General features: G+C 48.8%; 17 protein-coding genes. 6 read left to right on the forward strand and 11 right to left on the reverse strand.

Features of this window, described 5'->3' with window-relative positions:
• The first annotated feature begins 11 nt into the window (after nt 1-11).
• The gene (locus tag H6F90_RS18335) at nt 12-266 is read left to right on the forward strand and encodes a gas vesicle protein GvpG (protein WP_190432669.1); all 255 of its coding nucleotides are present in this window, start codon (nt 12-14) and stop codon (nt 264-266) included.
• Here H6F90_RS18335 and rsmI read toward each other — a convergent pair.
• Entirely contained in the window at nt 251-1129 is an 879-nt protein-coding gene (gene rsmI, locus H6F90_RS18340; protein WP_190553745.1) for a 16S rRNA (cytidine(1402)-2'-O)-methyltransferase, read from the reverse strand. The genes H6F90_RS18335 and rsmI overlap by 16 nt on opposite strands.
• A gap of 78 nt (nt 1130-1207) precedes the next feature.
• Between rsmI and H6F90_RS18345 the strand changes: the two genes are divergently transcribed.
• From H6F90_RS18345 to H6F90_RS18355, 3 genes are all read left to right on the forward strand, one after another.
• On the forward strand, nt 1208-2068 hold the full coding sequence (locus tag H6F90_RS18345) for a sugar kinase (protein ID WP_190553746.1): 861 nt from the start codon (nt 1208-1210) through the stop codon (nt 2066-2068).
• A gap of 51 nt (nt 2069-2119) precedes the next feature.
• Nucleotides 2120-3298, forward strand: a complete 1179-nt coding sequence (locus H6F90_RS18350; protein WP_242024530.1) for a tetratricopeptide repeat protein — start codon at nt 2120-2122, stop codon at nt 3296-3298.
• Nucleotides 3299-3473: 175 nt separating this feature from the next.
• The gene (locus H6F90_RS18355) at nt 3474-4553 is read left to right on the forward strand and encodes a hypothetical protein (RefSeq protein ID WP_190553748.1); all 1080 of its coding nucleotides are present in this window, start codon (nt 3474-3476) and stop codon (nt 4551-4553) included.
• 1 nt (nt 4554) lies between these two features.
• Here the strand turns inward: H6F90_RS18355 and ylqF are convergent, their stop codons facing one another.
• The 5 genes from ylqF to H6F90_RS18380 form a co-directional block, all read right to left on the reverse strand.
• Nucleotides 4555-5418 (reverse strand): ribosome biogenesis GTPase YlqF, encoded by an 864-nt coding sequence (ylqF, locus tag H6F90_RS18360; RefSeq protein ID WP_190553749.1) that lies wholly within the window; start codon nt 5416-5418, stop codon nt 4555-4557.
• A gap of 37 nt (nt 5419-5455) precedes the next feature.
• Complete coding sequence (locus H6F90_RS18365; RefSeq protein WP_190553750.1) at nt 5456-6100, reverse strand: DsbA family protein; 645 nt, start codon at nt 6098-6100, stop codon at nt 5456-5458.
• Nucleotides 6101-6227: 127 nt separating this feature from the next.
• Nucleotides 6228-6770, reverse strand: coding sequence for a hypothetical protein (locus H6F90_RS18370; protein WP_199296009.1), 543 nt, complete (start codon nt 6768-6770; stop codon nt 6228-6230).
• Nucleotides 6771-6772: 2 nt separating this feature from the next.
• A complete protein-coding gene (locus tag H6F90_RS18375; RefSeq protein WP_190553751.1) occupies nt 6773-8170 on the reverse strand; it encodes a ParA family protein in 1398 nt (465 codons plus the stop codon).
• A 251-nt stretch (nt 8171-8421) separates the two neighbouring features.
• Nucleotides 8422-8886, reverse strand: a complete 465-nt coding sequence (locus tag H6F90_RS18380; RefSeq protein ID WP_190553752.1) for a DUF1810 domain-containing protein — start codon at nt 8884-8886, stop codon at nt 8422-8424.
• Nucleotides 8887-9109: 223 nt separating this feature from the next.
• On the opposite strand from H6F90_RS18380, the gene H6F90_RS18385 reads away from it, so the two are divergent.
• A complete protein-coding gene (locus H6F90_RS18385) occupies nt 9110-10501 on the forward strand; it encodes a hypothetical protein (protein ID WP_190553753.1) in 1392 nt (463 codons plus the stop codon).
• A gap of 53 nt (nt 10502-10554) precedes the next feature.
• On the opposite strand, the gene H6F90_RS18390 is transcribed toward H6F90_RS18385, so the two are convergent.
• The 4 genes from H6F90_RS18390 to H6F90_RS18405 all read right to left on the reverse strand — a co-directional run bounded on the left by H6F90_RS18390 (nt 10555) and on the right by H6F90_RS18405 (nt 14218).
• On the reverse strand, nt 10555-10953 hold the full coding sequence (locus H6F90_RS18390; RefSeq protein ID WP_190553754.1) for a hypothetical protein: 399 nt from the start codon (nt 10951-10953) through the stop codon (nt 10555-10557).
• Between the two features lie 279 nt (nt 10954-11232).
• Nucleotides 11233-12915 carry a histidine kinase N-terminal 7TM domain-containing protein gene (locus tag H6F90_RS18395; protein WP_190553755.1) on the reverse strand — a complete coding sequence of 561 codons (1683 nt, stop codon included), beginning with the start codon at nt 12913-12915 and terminating at the stop codon, nt 11233-11235.
• A gap of 188 nt (nt 12916-13103) precedes the next feature.
• A complete protein-coding gene (locus tag H6F90_RS18400) occupies nt 13104-13760 on the reverse strand; it encodes a nuclease-related domain-containing protein (RefSeq protein ID WP_190553756.1) in 657 nt (218 codons plus the stop codon).
• Nucleotides 13761-13807: 47 nt separating this feature from the next.
• Entirely contained in the window at nt 13808-14218 is a 411-nt protein-coding gene (locus H6F90_RS18405; protein ID WP_190553757.1) for a universal stress protein, read from the reverse strand.
• A gap of 181 nt (nt 14219-14399) precedes the next feature.
• Between H6F90_RS18405 and pgk the strand changes: the two genes are divergently transcribed.
• Nucleotides 14400-15602, forward strand: a complete 1203-nt coding sequence (pgk, locus tag H6F90_RS18410; RefSeq protein ID WP_190553758.1) for a phosphoglycerate kinase — start codon at nt 14400-14402, stop codon at nt 15600-15602.
• A 232-nt stretch (nt 15603-15834) separates the two neighbouring features.
• Here the strand turns inward: pgk and H6F90_RS18415 are convergent, their stop codons facing one another.
• Nucleotides 15835-16641 (reverse strand): glutathione S-transferase family protein, encoded by an 807-nt coding sequence (locus H6F90_RS18415; RefSeq protein ID WP_190553759.1) that lies wholly within the window; start codon nt 16639-16641, stop codon nt 15835-15837.
• Nucleotides 16642-16662: the final 21 nt, after the last annotated feature.

Genomic DNA, 16662 nt, shown 5'->3' on the forward strand with positions numbered 1-16662 from the left:
TTAGGCTGGCTATGTTTTTTGACTTACTATTAGCACCGATTACTGGTCCCCTCGCAGGTATAACCTGGCTGGGCTCACAAATTCAAGAACGAGTGAATGCTGAGTGGGACGATAAAGAAAACCTCAGTAAGCGACTGCTCACTCTGCAATTAGCCTTTGATATGGGCGAAGTGTCGGAAGAAGACTTTGAAGCTCAAGAAGAAGAGCTGTTGTTGGCAATTCAAGCGCTGGAAGACGAAGCAAAAGCAGCTCAAACCGAGGATTGAGTAGCACTTTCGTTGTCTGTAGGTTCTGGAATGGTCAGTGCTAGTTGGTAGAGTTGGCGACGAGGTAAGGCAGTTTGTTGGGCAAGTTGGCGGCTGGCTTGCGATCGCGAAATTCCCTGCCCAATTAGCACTTGTAGCTCTGCTTTTAAGGCGTCTTCGGTCAGTACCAGTTCTGTTGGCTCTGCACCCATGACCACTAGCGTAAATTCTCCGTGAGCTTCGCGGGTGCTGTAGTAAGCGATCGCCTCGGTCATGGTGCCACGCCAGATTTCTTCGTGGAGCTTGGTTAATTCTCGCCCTAAAGCAATCTCGCGATCGCCGCCGAAGGTCGCTGCGAAATCCTGGAGGGTTTGTTGCAGACGATGGGGAGCTTCGTAAAAAATCAGCGTGCGGGATTCCGGTTTTAAGGTTTCTAGGCGGGTGCGGCGTTCTGAGCCTTTCGCCGGTAAAAATCCCTCAAACACGAAGCGATCGCTCGGTAGGCCAGAAGCACTCAACGCGGTAATCGCAGCACTGGGGCCAGGAATGGGCACCACTGGCACCCCCTCCTCCGCGCAAGCTTTCACCAATTCATAGCCAGGATCGGAAATTCCGGGCATCCCAGCATCAGTGACAAGGGCGATCGCTTGGCCTTGCTGTAACCGACTAATCATCTCTGGAAGACGGCTGAGGCGATTGTGGTCGTGATAACTAATCTGTGGCGTTTTGATCTGAAAGTGCTGGAGCAGCTTTCCGGTGTGGCGCGTGTCTTCAGCGGCGATCGCGCTCACTTCTTTTAACACCTGAATTGCCCGGAAGGTCATGTCCTCCAGATTGCCAATCGGTGTACCAACGATGTAGAGAGTTCCAGCTTTGATTTCCATTTGGCCATACTATCTTGTGGAGTGAACTCTTGCCTGTGTCGCTAGGTAAGCAGCAGGAAAGATCAATTAGGAGACAGTATGGCTCAGCGGGGATTGTTTGTGGGCATGGTGACTTTGGATATGGTTTATCTAGCTGCGGCACCACCAACCAACAATCAAAAATTGGTGGCATCAGACTACACAGTATCCGCCGGAGGACCAGCAACCAATGCTGCGGTGGCTTTTAGCGCTTTGGGCAATCAAGCCACGATTCTGGGAGTGGTCGGTAGCCACCCGATTACCAACTTGATTCGAGCCGACTTAGATAGTTGTGGTGTAGCGATCGCTGACCTTGACCCCAACCGTACCGAACCACCCCCGGTCTCCTCGATCATCACTACCGAATCGACAGGTGAACGAGCGGTGGTGTCGATCAATGCCAGCAAGATCCAGATGGCACCCGATCGGATTCCCTCAAATATTTTGCGAGATGTGGATGTGGTGCTGATCGATGGGCATCAGATGGCAGTTGGAGTGGCGATCGCTCAACAAGCCAAAGCGCAAAATATTCCAGTTGTAGTGGATGGTGGCAGTTGGAAGCCAGGATTTGAGCAGGTGTTGGCACTCACAGACTACGCAATCTGTTCAGCGAACTTTCATCCGCCCGATTGCCATAATTCAGCAGCAGTTTTTGCTTACCTGACTGCTTTAGGCGTTCCCCAAATTGCTATCACCTGCGGGGGGCAACCGATTCAATACAGCACGACCGATGAGATGGGTGCGATCGCGGTACCTCCAGTGAATGTGGTAGACACATTGGGAGCAGGAGATATTTTTCATGGGGCATTTTGCCATTTTATTTTGCAAGCTAACTTCCAGCGTGCCCTGGCTGAAGCGGCTCAAGTTGCTGCTCGATCCTGTGAATGTTTTGGTACTCGTGGCTGGCTGCAGAAGTCTTAAAATGAAACGGTGTTCGCCCGTTCTTGTAATGCCATGATGCTCAGTCTTTGCATGATTGTCAAAAACGAAGAAGCCACTTTGCCGCACTGCTTAAAAAGTGTGCAAGGAGTCGTTGATGAGATGATCGTCCTAGACACAGGCTCTAGCGATCGCACCCCAGAAATCGCCAAGAGCTTCGGTGCTAAAGTCCATTCCTTTGAGTGGAGCAATGACTTTTCAGCGGCTCGGAATGAATCCCTGAAGTATGTGCAGGGCGATTGGATTTTAGTGTTGGATGCTGATGAGCGTTTAGCGCCCGGTATTGTGCCTGCTCTGCGGCAAACCATTGGCAGTGAGCAGCCTTATTTATTGATCAGTTTGGTACGCCAAGAAATTGGCGCAGAACAATCTCCTTATTCGCTGGTTTCGCGTCTCTTTCGCAACCATCCTGACATCAGTTTTGTGCGGCCCTACCATGCGATGGTAGACGAAAGTGTGTCCCTGATTCAAAGCGTGGAACCGCATTGGCAAGTAGGATATTTGCCAGAGGTGGCGATTCTACACGAAGGATATCAAGCAGGGGCGATCGCGAGTCGAGACAAATTTACCAAAGCTCGCACAGCAATGGAGGGGTTTCTCAAACATCATCCTAGCGATCTTTATGTGTGCAGCAAGTTAGGGGCGCTATATGTGCAAATGAATGAAGTACCCCAAGGCATTGAGTTGCTAAAGCGAGGTTTAACTTCCAAAGCAGCCGATGCTTCTGTGTTGTATGAGTTGCACTACCACTTAGGCATTGCTTATAGCCGCCTACAACAATGGGCAAAAGCCGAGCAGCACTACCAAGTGGCTTTGCAGCAATCAATTATGCCGAAGCTGAAACTCGGTGCCTACAACAATTTGGGCAATCTTCTGAAGGCAAAAGGAGATCTGGTGGGAGCCAAAGGAGTCTATGAGGCAACCCTCAAAATCGACTCTACGTTTGCACCGGGTTATTACAACTTAGGCATGACTCTTAAAGCGCTAGGAGATCTCCCCCACGCGATCGCCGCTTATCGAGAAGCGCTGTTTTTGCAACCCAACTACGCCGATGCTCACCAGAATTTAGGCGTAGTCCTATGGAAATTGGGTCAGGTGCAGGAAAGCTTAACCGCTTTTCGGCAGGCGATCGCGCTGCATCAGCAAAACAACAATCCTCTCGAAGCGCAAAGATTACGTCAGGGGTTGAAGGAGATGGGGTTTGAGCTGTAATTAAGGAGATGGAGGGAAAGGGCCAGAATCCCGAATTCAAGAGTGTTTGCGGAATCTGGCGATTACAGTTTGTTGTAATAGTACGGGCGCTAAATAAAATAGGTCTCAAAACTAAAATTGTCACAAAGTTTGAGAGCTATTGAATGAGTGCCGTGTTGTGACAATGGCTGTCGTGATGAATTATAATTTGCTCTCTCGCGTAGGGCTGTTGCTAGGATTAGCAACCTTAACAGCCTGCAAGCTTCCCTCCAATCAGTTAATAAACGCTCAAAAACCTAATCAGGGCGATCGCTCTCCCACTACTCAGCAAACTAATTTAATCGGTCTTTCTTTTATCAAAAAAGATAATCTCACGAATGAATACAGAGGAGAGATTTATCCGATCGCGCTTCTGATTAATGGGCGTTATGTGGATGTCAGCACAGACGTAACAACTTCTGTTCGAGATGATCTCTCAGAAGATGTGTTGCTGAGAACCTTTGGCAATCAATCGCTCTTGAGTGCGATGCAGAATTTTACGGTTTTGAATCAAGGTGAGAAATTAGGAGAATTTCAGGTTCAGAAGTTGGGCATTAGCCAATTTGCTTGTTCCACAAAGTTGACGGGACAAGGAAATTTTTCTAGTGAGCGATCGCTAGAAGCTATATTTAATAGCCTGCCAGAGGATCAAGTCGGCGGCTTCAGTGGCTCTATTGGAGATAAACAATTTGATGAATCTTGGCGCTGGACGATCGCGCTGAGTCAATACAATCCTGCCAAAAATGCGACCGCAACCCCAGATGCTACGGCTGAAGCCAAATATCGCCAAGACCTCACCACTACAGCTAATGCTCTTTTCTCCCAAAATCCACAGTTGCAGGATGTAACTGGTGAAACAGTGGTAGAAGAGATATCCGTCGTAGACCTGAATCAAGATAGTCAACCAGAAGTTTATGGCTTGGTGCGTCAAGGAACTGATCCCAAAAACCGCTCTTCCAGAGATGCTAGAGATGCGGGTGTCGTAGGTGCTTATGCCAATGTGTGGCTGACTTACAGCAATCAGCAACCCCAAACCTTAGCGAGTCAAGTAACGCCCTACAGCGCGATCGCGGCTCGACCTGCCTACGACTTGATTACCACGGTTGATATCAACGGTGATGGCATTCAAGAAGCGATCGTGAGAAACACAGGTTACGAAAGCACCAGCTTTGGCATCTACGAGTACAAAGAAAACCAGCTCAAACAGGTGTTTTCAGGTGCGGGCTACGGTTGTTAACTTAATCGGGTGGTAGTTCTAAAGCAATGGAGCCGAGGATACCTTTGCGGAAGTCATTTAAGATTTGCCGGGCAGTTCGCTCCACATCATTTTGGTACTTTTGCTCTGCTAGAGCATGAAGATAAGATTCGCCTGTAAATTCGGCTGGGTCTAGCTCGTAGCGCGATCGCAAAGGGTTGCCTGAGATAGCGTCGGGGGTAGTGGCTTGCAAACCTTTGATCAAATCAATCAGAGTAGAGGTGACCCGCTGGTTATCGTAGGCCGCTTCCCCAATGTCATCACAGATGGCAAGCTTGAAGGCCGCTTCCTGGTCGTTGAGCTTGGAGGGCAAAACCCCAGGAGCATCCAGTAGTTCAATCTGATCTGAAATCCGCACCCAGCGCAATTGCCGTGTTACCCCTGCTCGCCGCGCACTCTCTACCACTCGCCGTTTGAGCAATCGATTAATCAGGGCTGACTTGCCGACATTAGGAAAGCCCAACACCACCGCTCGCACCGGACGAGGTAGCATGCCACGATCGTGCCGTCGTTGATTCATTTGGGCACCTGCATTCTGAGCCGCCTGAGCGATCGCCTCAATCCCTTTGCCGTGCTGAGCATCCGTAAATAGGGCTTCTTCGCCTTGCGTTTGGAACCACTCCGTCCAGCGATTGCGCATCGGGGTTGGAATCATATCCATCCGATTCAACACCAATACTCTCGCCTTGTTGCCAATCCAGTGAGGCACTTGTGGGTGATGCGTACTGAGGGGAATCCGGGCATCGCGTACTTCGAGCACTACATCTACGAGCTTGAGTTGGCTCAGCAGCGCTTTCTCGGCCTTGGCGATGTGACCGGGATACCACTGGATGGCAGGAGTTGTCATAATTCAGCGAGCCAGATTTGTTAACGCAGATTCACTATTATCCTAGCGATCGCGCTTTATGGCGAACTCGCTCTACAACGGTGCGGACGGTTTCGTAAGGCTGAGCGCCATTGAGCAAAACCGCTTTTTCTAAGGGTTCATCGGTTTGGTGAATGAGCAGGGCTGGCACGCCGGAAATATTCAACTTGTGAGCCAGAGATTGATCGTTGACTACTCGTTCGGTGTGCTGTCCAGCTTCTAGAGCGGTGCGGAGAGCGTCACGATCCAAACTTACGGATGCGCCAACCTCTAGCAAGATATCGATATTGTTCAAATCCAAACCGTCTTCAAAGAAAGCGCGAAATAGGGCGTGATGCATCGCTTCAAAACAGTCGCGATCGCGAGCAAACTCTGCCGCTTCTAAGGCTTTGCGGCTACGAGGTTGCACTGGTGGTAAGCGCAAAGCCACTCCCCGCTCTTTTGCCATTGGATAAACGGCACGCTCCCAAGTAGTGCGGAGATATTCGCCTTGGGGGTCTAGTGTGGGAATCGGGTCAGGACGTAATTCAAAGGCACGCCATACAACCTGAACCGTGTCACCGTATTCCTGTCGCAGTTGCTCAAAGATTGGCTCTTCTAAATAGCAGAAGGGGCAAACGTAATCGCTCCAGACATCAATCTGAACTTGGTTTTCCTCAGTCATGATCTCTCCTAGTAGTAATCTCTTTTAGGGTAGATCTCGACGTTAGGAGTAACAGCAGTCTGAGGAAATAAGGCGATCGCTCTTACAATGTCTGAATCATCTCTTCGGAGGTGGGGTTTTTTGCCATTTATGCAGTAACGAGAATGTCAGCAAGTGGGGCTAGTTTGGCTTTGCCGATGCCGCACTTGAGCTTAGTTAAAAAGGATAAACTCGTCAGCGGTTTGGTTTTCCGGTATTCCGCGATCGCGCTAGCTATCTTTTGCGGCTCAATCTTGTTGAATCCTGGCTTGTTGGCTTTGACATATTCCAGAACTGCGGCAACTTCTTTTTCTGGAGCTTTGGCAATATTGACTCGCACGACTTGACCAGACTCAACCGCAAGCTGAGATTGCATTTTGTCATCAACAACGATGCACCAAACGAAATCTGCTTTAGCTTGCCGAGCGGCCTCTAAAATCTGAGTATTTAGAATTGCCTGATATTTGTCTTCACCCAATACTTTGATGATCACAGGTAAAACATTCTTGCCTGCTGTTTTAAGTTCTTGGGCGATCGCTTTGATCACCATCGGATGAGCATCAGATTTCCCTTTAATAAACTTGCAAGGAATCCGCAATATTTGCCCAAGCGTTACATCGAACGGTGAGGTGTCTTCTTCGCTAAATACCATAATCAGTGATCCGTGAAGTTATGGTTGAGAAATACTTCGTTGGTCAGTTGTGCGTAGAGCTTGGTGATTGGAGAGGCTTGCCAACAGATTGCAGGAGCACGTTTGAACTCAGCAACTTTAGTTTGTGTGTAGGCCCGTAAATGAGTTTGGCATCTGTTTCCAGCAAACCCTTTACTCTTTAAATTCTGATCAATCAAGCCTTGAAGAGCAGAGCCTGGATCAGATGGACAATTGCTAAAAACAATCCCTAGATTCCACGGTCCTACATGAAGCTGCTCACCCTTGGAGCGGCTTTCCCTTAATTTAGGGACTAAAGACTGATGTATTTGAAGACCATGATGCAAGGACTTCTCACCATAATCCACAGGAATCAAAACAGTATCGCAGGTGAAGAGTACACACTGCGCTAACCGATCAAGCGTAGGAGCGATATCAATTAAGATATAGTCATACTTTTGTTTGACCAGCTTCACCATCTTCTTAAAGAGGATATGAGGCTGATTAAGATGACTAGCATCTCGAAACTTCTTCAAGGATTCTGAATCTGTTGACAAGACAGACAGTTCATAATTTTTCCCATCAGTAGTTGGAAAGATTTTTGTATGAACTGCGCTGTTTAGAATATTCTCAGCTTCATCGATTTTGTGAGCATCAATTTTCTCAATACAAGAATTCAGGTAATCAGAACGGTGATGAACTCCTAACCATCTTCCTAGATCACCTTGAGGATCTAAATCAATGAGTAAAACTTTTTTGTCTTTCAAAGCTAATGTTGCACCAACATTGATGATATTTGTTGTTTTAGCAACACCACCCTTTTGGTTCCAAATAGCAGAAACTAGTGCGGATTGAGGATGGTTTAAGCAGTAGTTTAACTGCTGCATAAGTAACGGTATACTTTTCTTCGTAACTCTTTGAATGGGTGTGAGTGGAAAAACTAGGCCATCAACCCGTCGCCAGAGCTGAAAGAAGTCACCATTGAAAACTAAACCATACGAAGCTAGGCAGTTGGGTGATACTTTATCTTTGTCTAAATATTGTTTGATGCCGTTATTACCGTGAGCGACTGGGTAGCCAACTGCATCTTTATAGAGAGAATTCTTTTTGCAGAGATCAATGAATTGATCGTCTGGAGCTTCAGCTAAAACTTTGACTCGTTTTTTATCTTCAATCACTAGCACAGGGGGCTGAGTAGGATCTTGATAAATCAGCCAATCTGGAATACAACCACCACCTATATTAGGATTCTTTTTAACTTGATTAACAGTCAACCCTAACGCTTGCCACATCACTGTCATTAACAGAGCTTCAAGATTTCCCTCAGCAAAGTTTGGTGGAATTTGCAACCAAGTTTTGACAACGTTGCTATAGCTTTTGGTACTAGTCGTTGTACTGGTCATGAGGCAACTCCATGACATGCGACAAGAGCGCAGCAAGCTCTGCAATAATTACTCATCACTTTTGAAATACCTATTATTCTGTTGGGGCTAAACAGTTCCTCTCTAAGATGCCCCGATAAATACGGAATTTAATGTTCTTAGCGTAAAAAACTCATAAAGATTTTTCAGGTGATTCCCCTCAAATTTCTTCATGGGAGCACCTGCCGCAGCCAGCGATCGCTTTCACTATTAAATGAGCATCAGATTTCTCTTCAATCAACTTGTGGAGAACGTGCTAGCAGATCGAGTGTTTTCTGGTCGCGATCGCCATGAAAAAACTTGTTGAGTACTTGCTCAAAAACTGACCCTTCAGGTGACACGTAGGCAAACAACGTCGCGCAAGATTTAAGCTTCATGTCATCAGGCGAACCAAAAATCTCGTATACCGATCGCCCCTCTACACTCAGAGCCGCTTCAGCACACGCTATCAGTCGTGGCCCCAGAGTCGGATGGCTCAGGTACGCCTTGGCTTCTGCAACACTCTTGATCGCGTATCGTTTCGACGTGGCACTGAACCCTAGCCCATCGAACTGCGGGAAGATGTACCACATCCAATGCGATCGCTTCCGACCATTCTTGACCTCAGACAGTGCCCGTTCGTAATCGCGCTCTTGGGCTTGCACAAAGCGGTTAAGGTCATACGGATCACCTGCGTTCTCAGATTTCATCTCTGCCATCAGTCGTCTCCTACGAAATGCAAGTCAATTATTACAATCTGTAGCGGATCAGCCTAAATTTCCGCTGAAAGCGATCGCCCTCACAACTACCAATCTCCGAAGTGGGTACAATCAACGAGAATCCAGTATTGAGGCAAACTTTTCAGTTCTCTCAAGCCTGGTATACAAACTATAAGCAGTCGTACGTGTTCACTGGCAGAATCAGGGGAAGTAGGAGGGTCACATGGATGTAGATCGCGATCGAGAACGGTGTTTAGAGAGCTTGACTTGGGCTATAGAACAGCTCCAAGGCAAAGTAGATATCGCCAAACTCGACAAGATCGCGGAACTGATCATCCAAGCCATGACAGGCCCCTGGCGCTACTTCCACACCCCAGAGCATATTTTTGAAGTAGGTGATTCTGGCGACGCGATCGAAGTTTTAGCCGCACTCTTTCACGATCTCGTTTACGTGCAAGTAGACCAAGGCATCAGCGTCAACATTAGCCGCTTCATCGCCCCCTTCATTAAAGAAACCCCAGGCCATCTCGCCATTCTGGATGCAGAAGACTTACCGAGCGATCGCAGCTTCAGCTTAGTCCTCACAGTGTTTGGTTTTGCCCCCAGTCAGCGACTTTCCCCAATGGCGGGCCAAAACGAATTTCTCAGTGCCGTGATTGCTGCCAAAAGCCTAGAATCCCTACTTTCCTACAGTCATCTAGCCCAAATTGCTGCTTGTATTGAAGCCACCGTTCCCTTCCGACCCAAATCTGCCGAAGGCATCACTAGCGACGAGGCCCTATACCGAAGACTCTTAAGCATCAGTCAGGAGTTCGACTTAGGTTGGACAGAAGCAGAAACCCTCGAAATCACGAAACGAGCCGTACGCTTAGCCAACCGAGACGTAGAGAACTTCGCCTTTCCTAGCTCCGCCCATTTCCTCGACAATACCTGGAACCTGATCCCGGAAACCAACCACGACCTGAAAAACACCAACGCCTACAAGGTACAAGGCTATCGCTTGTCAATTCAGAAGATGGAAGGTTTCATGAACTTCCTCAAGCCAGAAGTGGTGTTTCGGCAATTCCACAGTGAACCTAACGACGAAACCTACCAACGGCTGATCAACAACACCGCAAAAAATTTAGAAGTGGCTCGGCTATATCTGGGAGCCAAACTCGTTTCGATCGCCATTATTGAAGCTTTGGCGTTTCGGATTGGCCGCGATGTCCCGATCTCTACCATGATGGGCGAATTGCCATCTTCAGGCTTTTCAACGGTGCAATTAGAGCATTTCTTACCCAAAATCTCTAACTACAGGTTGCCAGAAACCCCAATTGAGCATGATGCCCTAGAACTACTCGAAAAAGGCCGTAGCATTGACTCTTTCTACGATGTGAAAAACTCACCGACTGCAACTTTTATCGTGAAGTCGATTGGTTTTGCAGCTTTACGGCAGCTGTTGAAACATGCGAAAGCGTTCTTCCAAGATGAAATTTCTGCTGAAGAGTTTCTTTCTTACTGCGATCCAGCCGTTGTAGAGACGGTGACGAAAGGGGTAATTCAACTCTTCGAGAGCCGCAAACTAGCGATGCAACAAGAATCTCTCAATCGTCATTCTGCGATCGCGTCTTAAACCTAACCCCCAGCCCCTTCCCTAACAGGGAAGGGGAGCCTAGGATTTATTCCTTAGCGTTGTACTTTGTCAGAGTAACCTTGACGGCGCAGTTCATTCTTGTCTAGGTCACTAGCGCTTCTGTCAGCGGTGTCAGGATAGAGGCCACCAAAGTCTTTCACAGCTTCTGTAGACTCTTTGGCAATTCTTTCGAGCCGACCTTCGCCATCAGCAGAGTTGATCTCACGCGCTTCGCGATTCCATTCCCCGGTGGTTTTGGGACGGTCGGAATCATTCTGGTGAGCGACGGTGTTGATTCGGTCACTAATCGCTTTGGTGCTAGCGCTGTTGGGCTGAGCGTTGGTGGTCAACAAGATAAAACCAACGAGAGCGACGGCCAAAAAACGCTTAACTTGTAGTTGATTAAACAAAGAACTAACTTGAGCGATCGCTCCAGAAATCAAATTTTTCATCAAAGTACTCCACTAATTCATTTTCAATGCTTTTCATATTTCGAGAAACTATACGAACTCGCCCCGAAGGATGCGAGCCAATAATTCTCTCGACAAAATTAAGAGTAACTAGTAAAACAAAATTCTTCCTCTAACAGAAGTCATAACTCGCGATCGCCGACTGTCTGCTAAAGAGGGACGAGTTCATCTACCAATGGGAGAGGCTGCTTACTGTTGTCAGCGATCGCGCTCCTTCTGTATTCAGAGCTTCGCGATCGCCCTCTGCGTGAGCTATTGTTCCTACATCTGCTGGTTGCCGCAACGAACTGAGAATTGATCTAGGGGCTGGTAAAACCCATGCTTGATGCAGTTTCTCCCTGCCGCTTTGGCTGCATACAACGCCTGATCGGCTAAGTGCAACAGACAATCAAGGGTTCTCCCCTCTAGAGGAAAGGTACTAACGCCCCCAGAGACAGTGGACTGGATTTGCTGCCCGCCAAACTCCACAAGGGTAGCTTGCCAAGCCAAGCGAATTTCCTCAATCCGTCGGTAGGCAAGGTCTAGCGGCATCTGCGGCATGACTAGCACAAACTCCTCACCCCCATAGCGACAGGCAATATCGCTAGAACGGCTGTGGCAACGCAGCAGTGCCCCAAAGGCTTGCAACACGCGATCGCCTGCTAGATGCCCAAACGTATCGTTAATCTGCTTAAAGTGATCAATATCCAGGAGAGCAACTGTAATGGGGTAACTTTCACGGGTGGCTCGTGCCCACTCTCTAGGAAACGTTTCTTCAAGATAACGGCGATTGAACAAGCCTGTGAGTACATCCCGTATCGCTTGCTCTCGCAACTGAGTTTGCAACACCTCAATCTCTAATAACTGGTTTTGTAAACGGTGATTCGCCTGTTGCAGATCTAGTTCTGCTTGGTGGCGTTCGGTCACATCTCGTAAGACGATCAAGCGCCCGGTTAATTGCTGGGTGCGATCGCGCAGGGGCGTTGTGCGTAGCTCTATATAGCGCAGTGGCTTGCCCTCTCTAGCAATTGCCAGCCTATGGTCGCCACTATCGTAGCAACGCCGAGCTATATCTTGCCATTGCCATAAGCTTTTTGCTGCGGGTTGCCCAACACAGGCAACAGTTGTGCCTAACAGATCTCGTGCCGCTGGGTTAATATCCACAATGCGATTTTGCTGATCTAAAACCAGGACTCCATCACTCATGCTCTCAACCAACGTATCGCGAGCCACTGGCACTAGATCAAACAATTGAAAGCGAAAGAGATTGGCAGAATAAATTAATCCGCTGAGCATAAAACTCATCGGTGTAATGTTCAATCCCGGAGGCGTGAGCTTGAGCATATAGGCACTACCCCCGATTAAGGGGATCATGGCTGAAGCTAAGGCCATGATGGCTTGCCGCCGATACAGAAGAGAGGGGCGGAGGGCTGCTTGTAGTAAGAGAAAGGCCCCAGCCAAGGTATAAGCATAAACACAAGCCATGATCCAGAAGAATCCGGGGCCATGCTGGTAAATGAGCAGGTTGCTTCTGGCAGAGCTCCATAAAAATTTAGTCCAAACCCAATGATGCCAACTGTTTGTCATGACGAGAATGACATTCAAAATTGGCACAACCCAGAGCCATGCCAGAGCTTTGGGAGTCAGCCAATTTTTTCGGTGGGTGAAGTGGGTCGCAAAGATTAAAAAGAGCGTAATCACACTGCCAGAGCCGACATACTCTAGCTTCGACCACAGTATTTTGCTGGATAACGTTGTCGCGGCTGCCTCTAATGCTGCAACAGTGGCATACCCTGCGATCGCCAGCATCATTAAAAGAAAAGGCCTGCTAGCTGGAGCCGTAGTTCGTCGCTGCCAAGCTGCATAGGCGGCCACCAGAGAAATTAGGGCAGTGAGCCCTAAAAGATAGCAGTAAGGATTGAGGTGGGGAATACCAACATTATGATGCAGCGTGGGGAAACCCATCTCTAGCACTACGTACAATTCAGTATGTACCCCTTAGTATGCATAACCCACCGCAGTCTTACTTCCGCTGAGTTACTTAAGATCCCTTATATTCTGCATAATATTCTGTACAAAACTGTAGTCAGCGTAAACTGGCCGAAACCAATAGACGAATAGATCCAATGGGATTGCGATTGCCCTTTCTCGATTCAAGGGAGCGATCGCAAGCACCTCACCAAATCCTGTTTGCCCACGACGTAGACACCCGCAATCGGGTTCTGCTCAACTTCAACCCTGGCTTGAGAGAAAGCTACAACTGGGGTGACAAAAGTTAAGCGCTTCAACTTTTTCATCGCAACAGCTTGGCGCTTGGCTTGGTTCAAGAAATCCCTTTCAAAGGGATATTGCGATCGCCCATATTGCCGATAGAGCTGCTTGCCGTCGCTTTGTACCTCGCCCCGATGGGATTTGACATCAATGGTGTAGGCCCGACCTTGGGGTGATAGGAGAAACACGTCTACATCTCCGACTGAGCGATCGCGAACCCCAAATTCCATTTGCCAGCCTTCGCTCTGGAGAGGTGCGAGAACTGTGGCGATCGCTTCCTCTCCTGCTGCGCCTTGGTCAGCTCGATTGGCTTTGCTCCATAAACGTTGGGCTTGGAAGTAGCTGAAACCTGCTGGAACTAAGCAGCTCAAATAGACCCAACCAGGCAGTAAAAGCACGATGGTTGGGAAGAAAAATTGGAGGAACCACGGTAGCACCCAGGGCAGCAGTATCCATAAGCTAGCGATCGAAAACGCCAACACTGCTTTAGTGCGGCGTTGTCTCGCCATCACCCGCACATTTTGTCCTGCCCGTGGCACTGGTGATTCTCTTCGTTAGTTCTGGAATTTACTCAGGCTATTTAGTGTTAGGGCACAATTAACACGGGGCAGGGAGCAAGGTTGATTACCCGATTGGTGACGCTGTCGGCGGCTCCCTCCTCGGTGAGTCCTAGACCTCGGCAACCCATAATAATTAGATCAGCATCCAGCTCATCAGCGACATCACAGATGGTGAAAGCTGGTTTTCCTTCCCGTTCGACCAGTTCGGTATCAATACCTTGATCTGAAAAGAGATTTCTAGCGGTTTTGAGCAATTCCGCGATCGCCTCTGGAGAAGCCATTTCCGCACTGGGAGCTTCTTCTCCGGGCTCTGGCGTTTCTACTACAGACAAGATAATTAAGCGACTGCGGTGGAAATTGACAAGTTCTGCCACAGTATCGGCAGCTTGGCGCGATTCGCGGCTTTGGTCAATGGGAAACAGAACAGTTTTAAACATGAGCGCAACTCCGGGGCACAGAGCTAGGTAAAATGTGGACGGCGCATAATACGAACCCAACGACAGATTCAGGTTGATCAGTTCAGGCTTTCTAGCTTAGTTAAGTAGAAATACCTGCAACAGGTCACGGCTTGTTTTAATCTAATTAATAGGTACAAAGGCTCATTCAGGAGATTTTTCTGTGTCCAAAAAAACTGTAGCAAATTTATCGTCGTCCGATTTAGCTGGCAAGCGGGTTCTAGTCCGCGCGGACTTCAACGTACCCCTCGATGACCAAGGTAATATCACAGACGATACTCGCATCCGGGCAGCTCTGCCAACCATCCAAGAGTTGACCTCGAAGGGAGCCAAGGTAATTTTGTGCAGCCACTTTGGACGGCCCAAAGGCGTAGACGACAGCCTCCGTCTGACTCCTGTGGCTAAGCGTCTCTCCGAGTTGCTAGGCAAAACCGTAGTTAAGACCGATGACTGCATTGGCGATGAAGCTGCGGCTAAAGTCGGTGCCTTGCAAAACGGTGATGTCCTGTTGCTAGAGAACGTCCGCTTCTACAAGGAAGAGGAAAAGAATGATCCTGAATTTGCCAAAAAGCTAGCTTCTCTAGCCGACCTGTACGTGAATGACGCTTTTGGTACCGCTCACCGGGCGCACGCTTCCACGGAAGGTGTGACCCATCACCTCAAGCCTTCCGTCGCTGGCATCCTGATTGAGAAAGAACTCAAGTACCTACAAAACGCGATCGAAAATCCTCAGCGTCCTTTGGCGGCGATTGTGGGTGGCTCCAAAGTTTCGAGCAAAATCGGCGTCATCGAAACCTTGCTAGACAAGGTAGACAAGCTGTTCATCGGCGGCGGCATGATCTTCACCTTCTACAAAGCTCGGGGTCTGAGTGTAGGTAAGTCTCTGGTCGAAGAAGACAAGCTAGACCTCGCTCGTGCCCTGGAAGCGAAAGCCAAAGAGAAGGGAGTTGAGTTGTTGCTGCCTACTGATGTGGTTGTAGCTGACAACTTCGCGGCTGATGCCAACGCCCAAACCGTCAGCATTGAAAATATTCCCGATGGTTGGATGGGTCTGGATATCGGCCCTGACTCGATCAAAGTGTTCCAAGACGCTTTGGGCCAGTGCAAGAGCGTAATCTGGAATGGACCGATGGGTGTATTCGAGTTTGATAAATTTGCTCAAGGCACCGAAGCGATCGCCCATACCTTGGCAGGTCTGACCAAGCAAGGCGTAACCACCATCATCGGCGGTGGCGACTCCGTGGCTGCGGTGGAGAAAGTAGGTGTTGCTGACCAAATGAGCCACATTTCTACCGGGGGTGGTGCCAGCTTGGAACTGCTCGAAGGTAAAGAGCTTCCTGGTATTGCCGCACTCGATGAAGCGTAAAGCGCAGTCACCATCATCTTAATGGCACCTTGATGGCGTTCTTCGTGCGGGGCAGGCTCAGGTCTGCCCTTTCTTTTGTGCGATCGCTTCTGCACTACTAGCGCCCATAAAAAACTGGCAGCTCCAAGGTTGTAGTCGGGAGTGCCAGCCTAGCGTGCATGGATTGATGTGAACTCTTTTTACAGTGTGGCCCACTCACTGAGCAGCAACATCCTCCAGTCAGGTGGTTTGCTTAGCCTCCTGCAAGATTGGCTGAAGTAGGCTGGACGTTATGGCGCTCTTCTCGAAATAATCTGAGCGCGTAAGCAGCGGCTGGCATGGCCTGTAACTTTGCAACTTGCACTGCCATCTCCGGAGGTAACTCCTCAAATTCAAACAGTGTGACGCCATACTCTTTCGGCATTAAGACAGGAGCCGCGAGAGCCGCAAAGGTTAAATCAGCAGCCGTGAAAGTATTGCCAACTAGATAACGACGACCATCCGATAGCCGCTGGTTAACCATTTCAAAAATATTCTTGGTTTCGCTGAAAGCTGTTGTTTCTGACTCAGCGTTGACATCTAGCGCCTGCGTGATCAACTGGCGAGTCAAGGGAAACAAGGTGCGGGATAAGCGCTGCTCTAAGGTAGGCGTACCTTCACACCACATTTTCAGCGTCAAATCTTTCCTGGGTAGCAAGTGAAAGTAGACCCAGCAGCGCAGAGACACTCCTAAGCGGGTGTCGAATAATTCCTCCAGCTCCTCAACCTCTCGTCGCAAATCTGGGTCGTTAGGATATAGCTTGTGTTCGGAGGCAAACACGTGATCCGAGTACTGCAAAATTCGGGTTGAGTCAGCCACAACTTCTGTCTGTGTGACTAAAACTGGAACTTGGGCTCCAGCTCCTAACTGCCAGGTAGCAAGGCGACTAAATAAGGGAGCATGAGCTTCTTCCACGTAATCTACCTGAAGCCGATCTAGAGCCCACCGAGCTTTCTCACAATAATGGCTCACTGGAATCGTAATCAGACGGAGGGTGGGGCTTTCAAGGGAGGGGTTCATGCGATTGATACCTGATGCCAA

Source organism: Trichocoleus sp. FACHB-591 (assembly GCF_014695845.1).
Lineage (GTDB): Bacteria > Cyanobacteriota > Cyanobacteriia > FACHB-46 > FACHB-46 > Trichocoleus.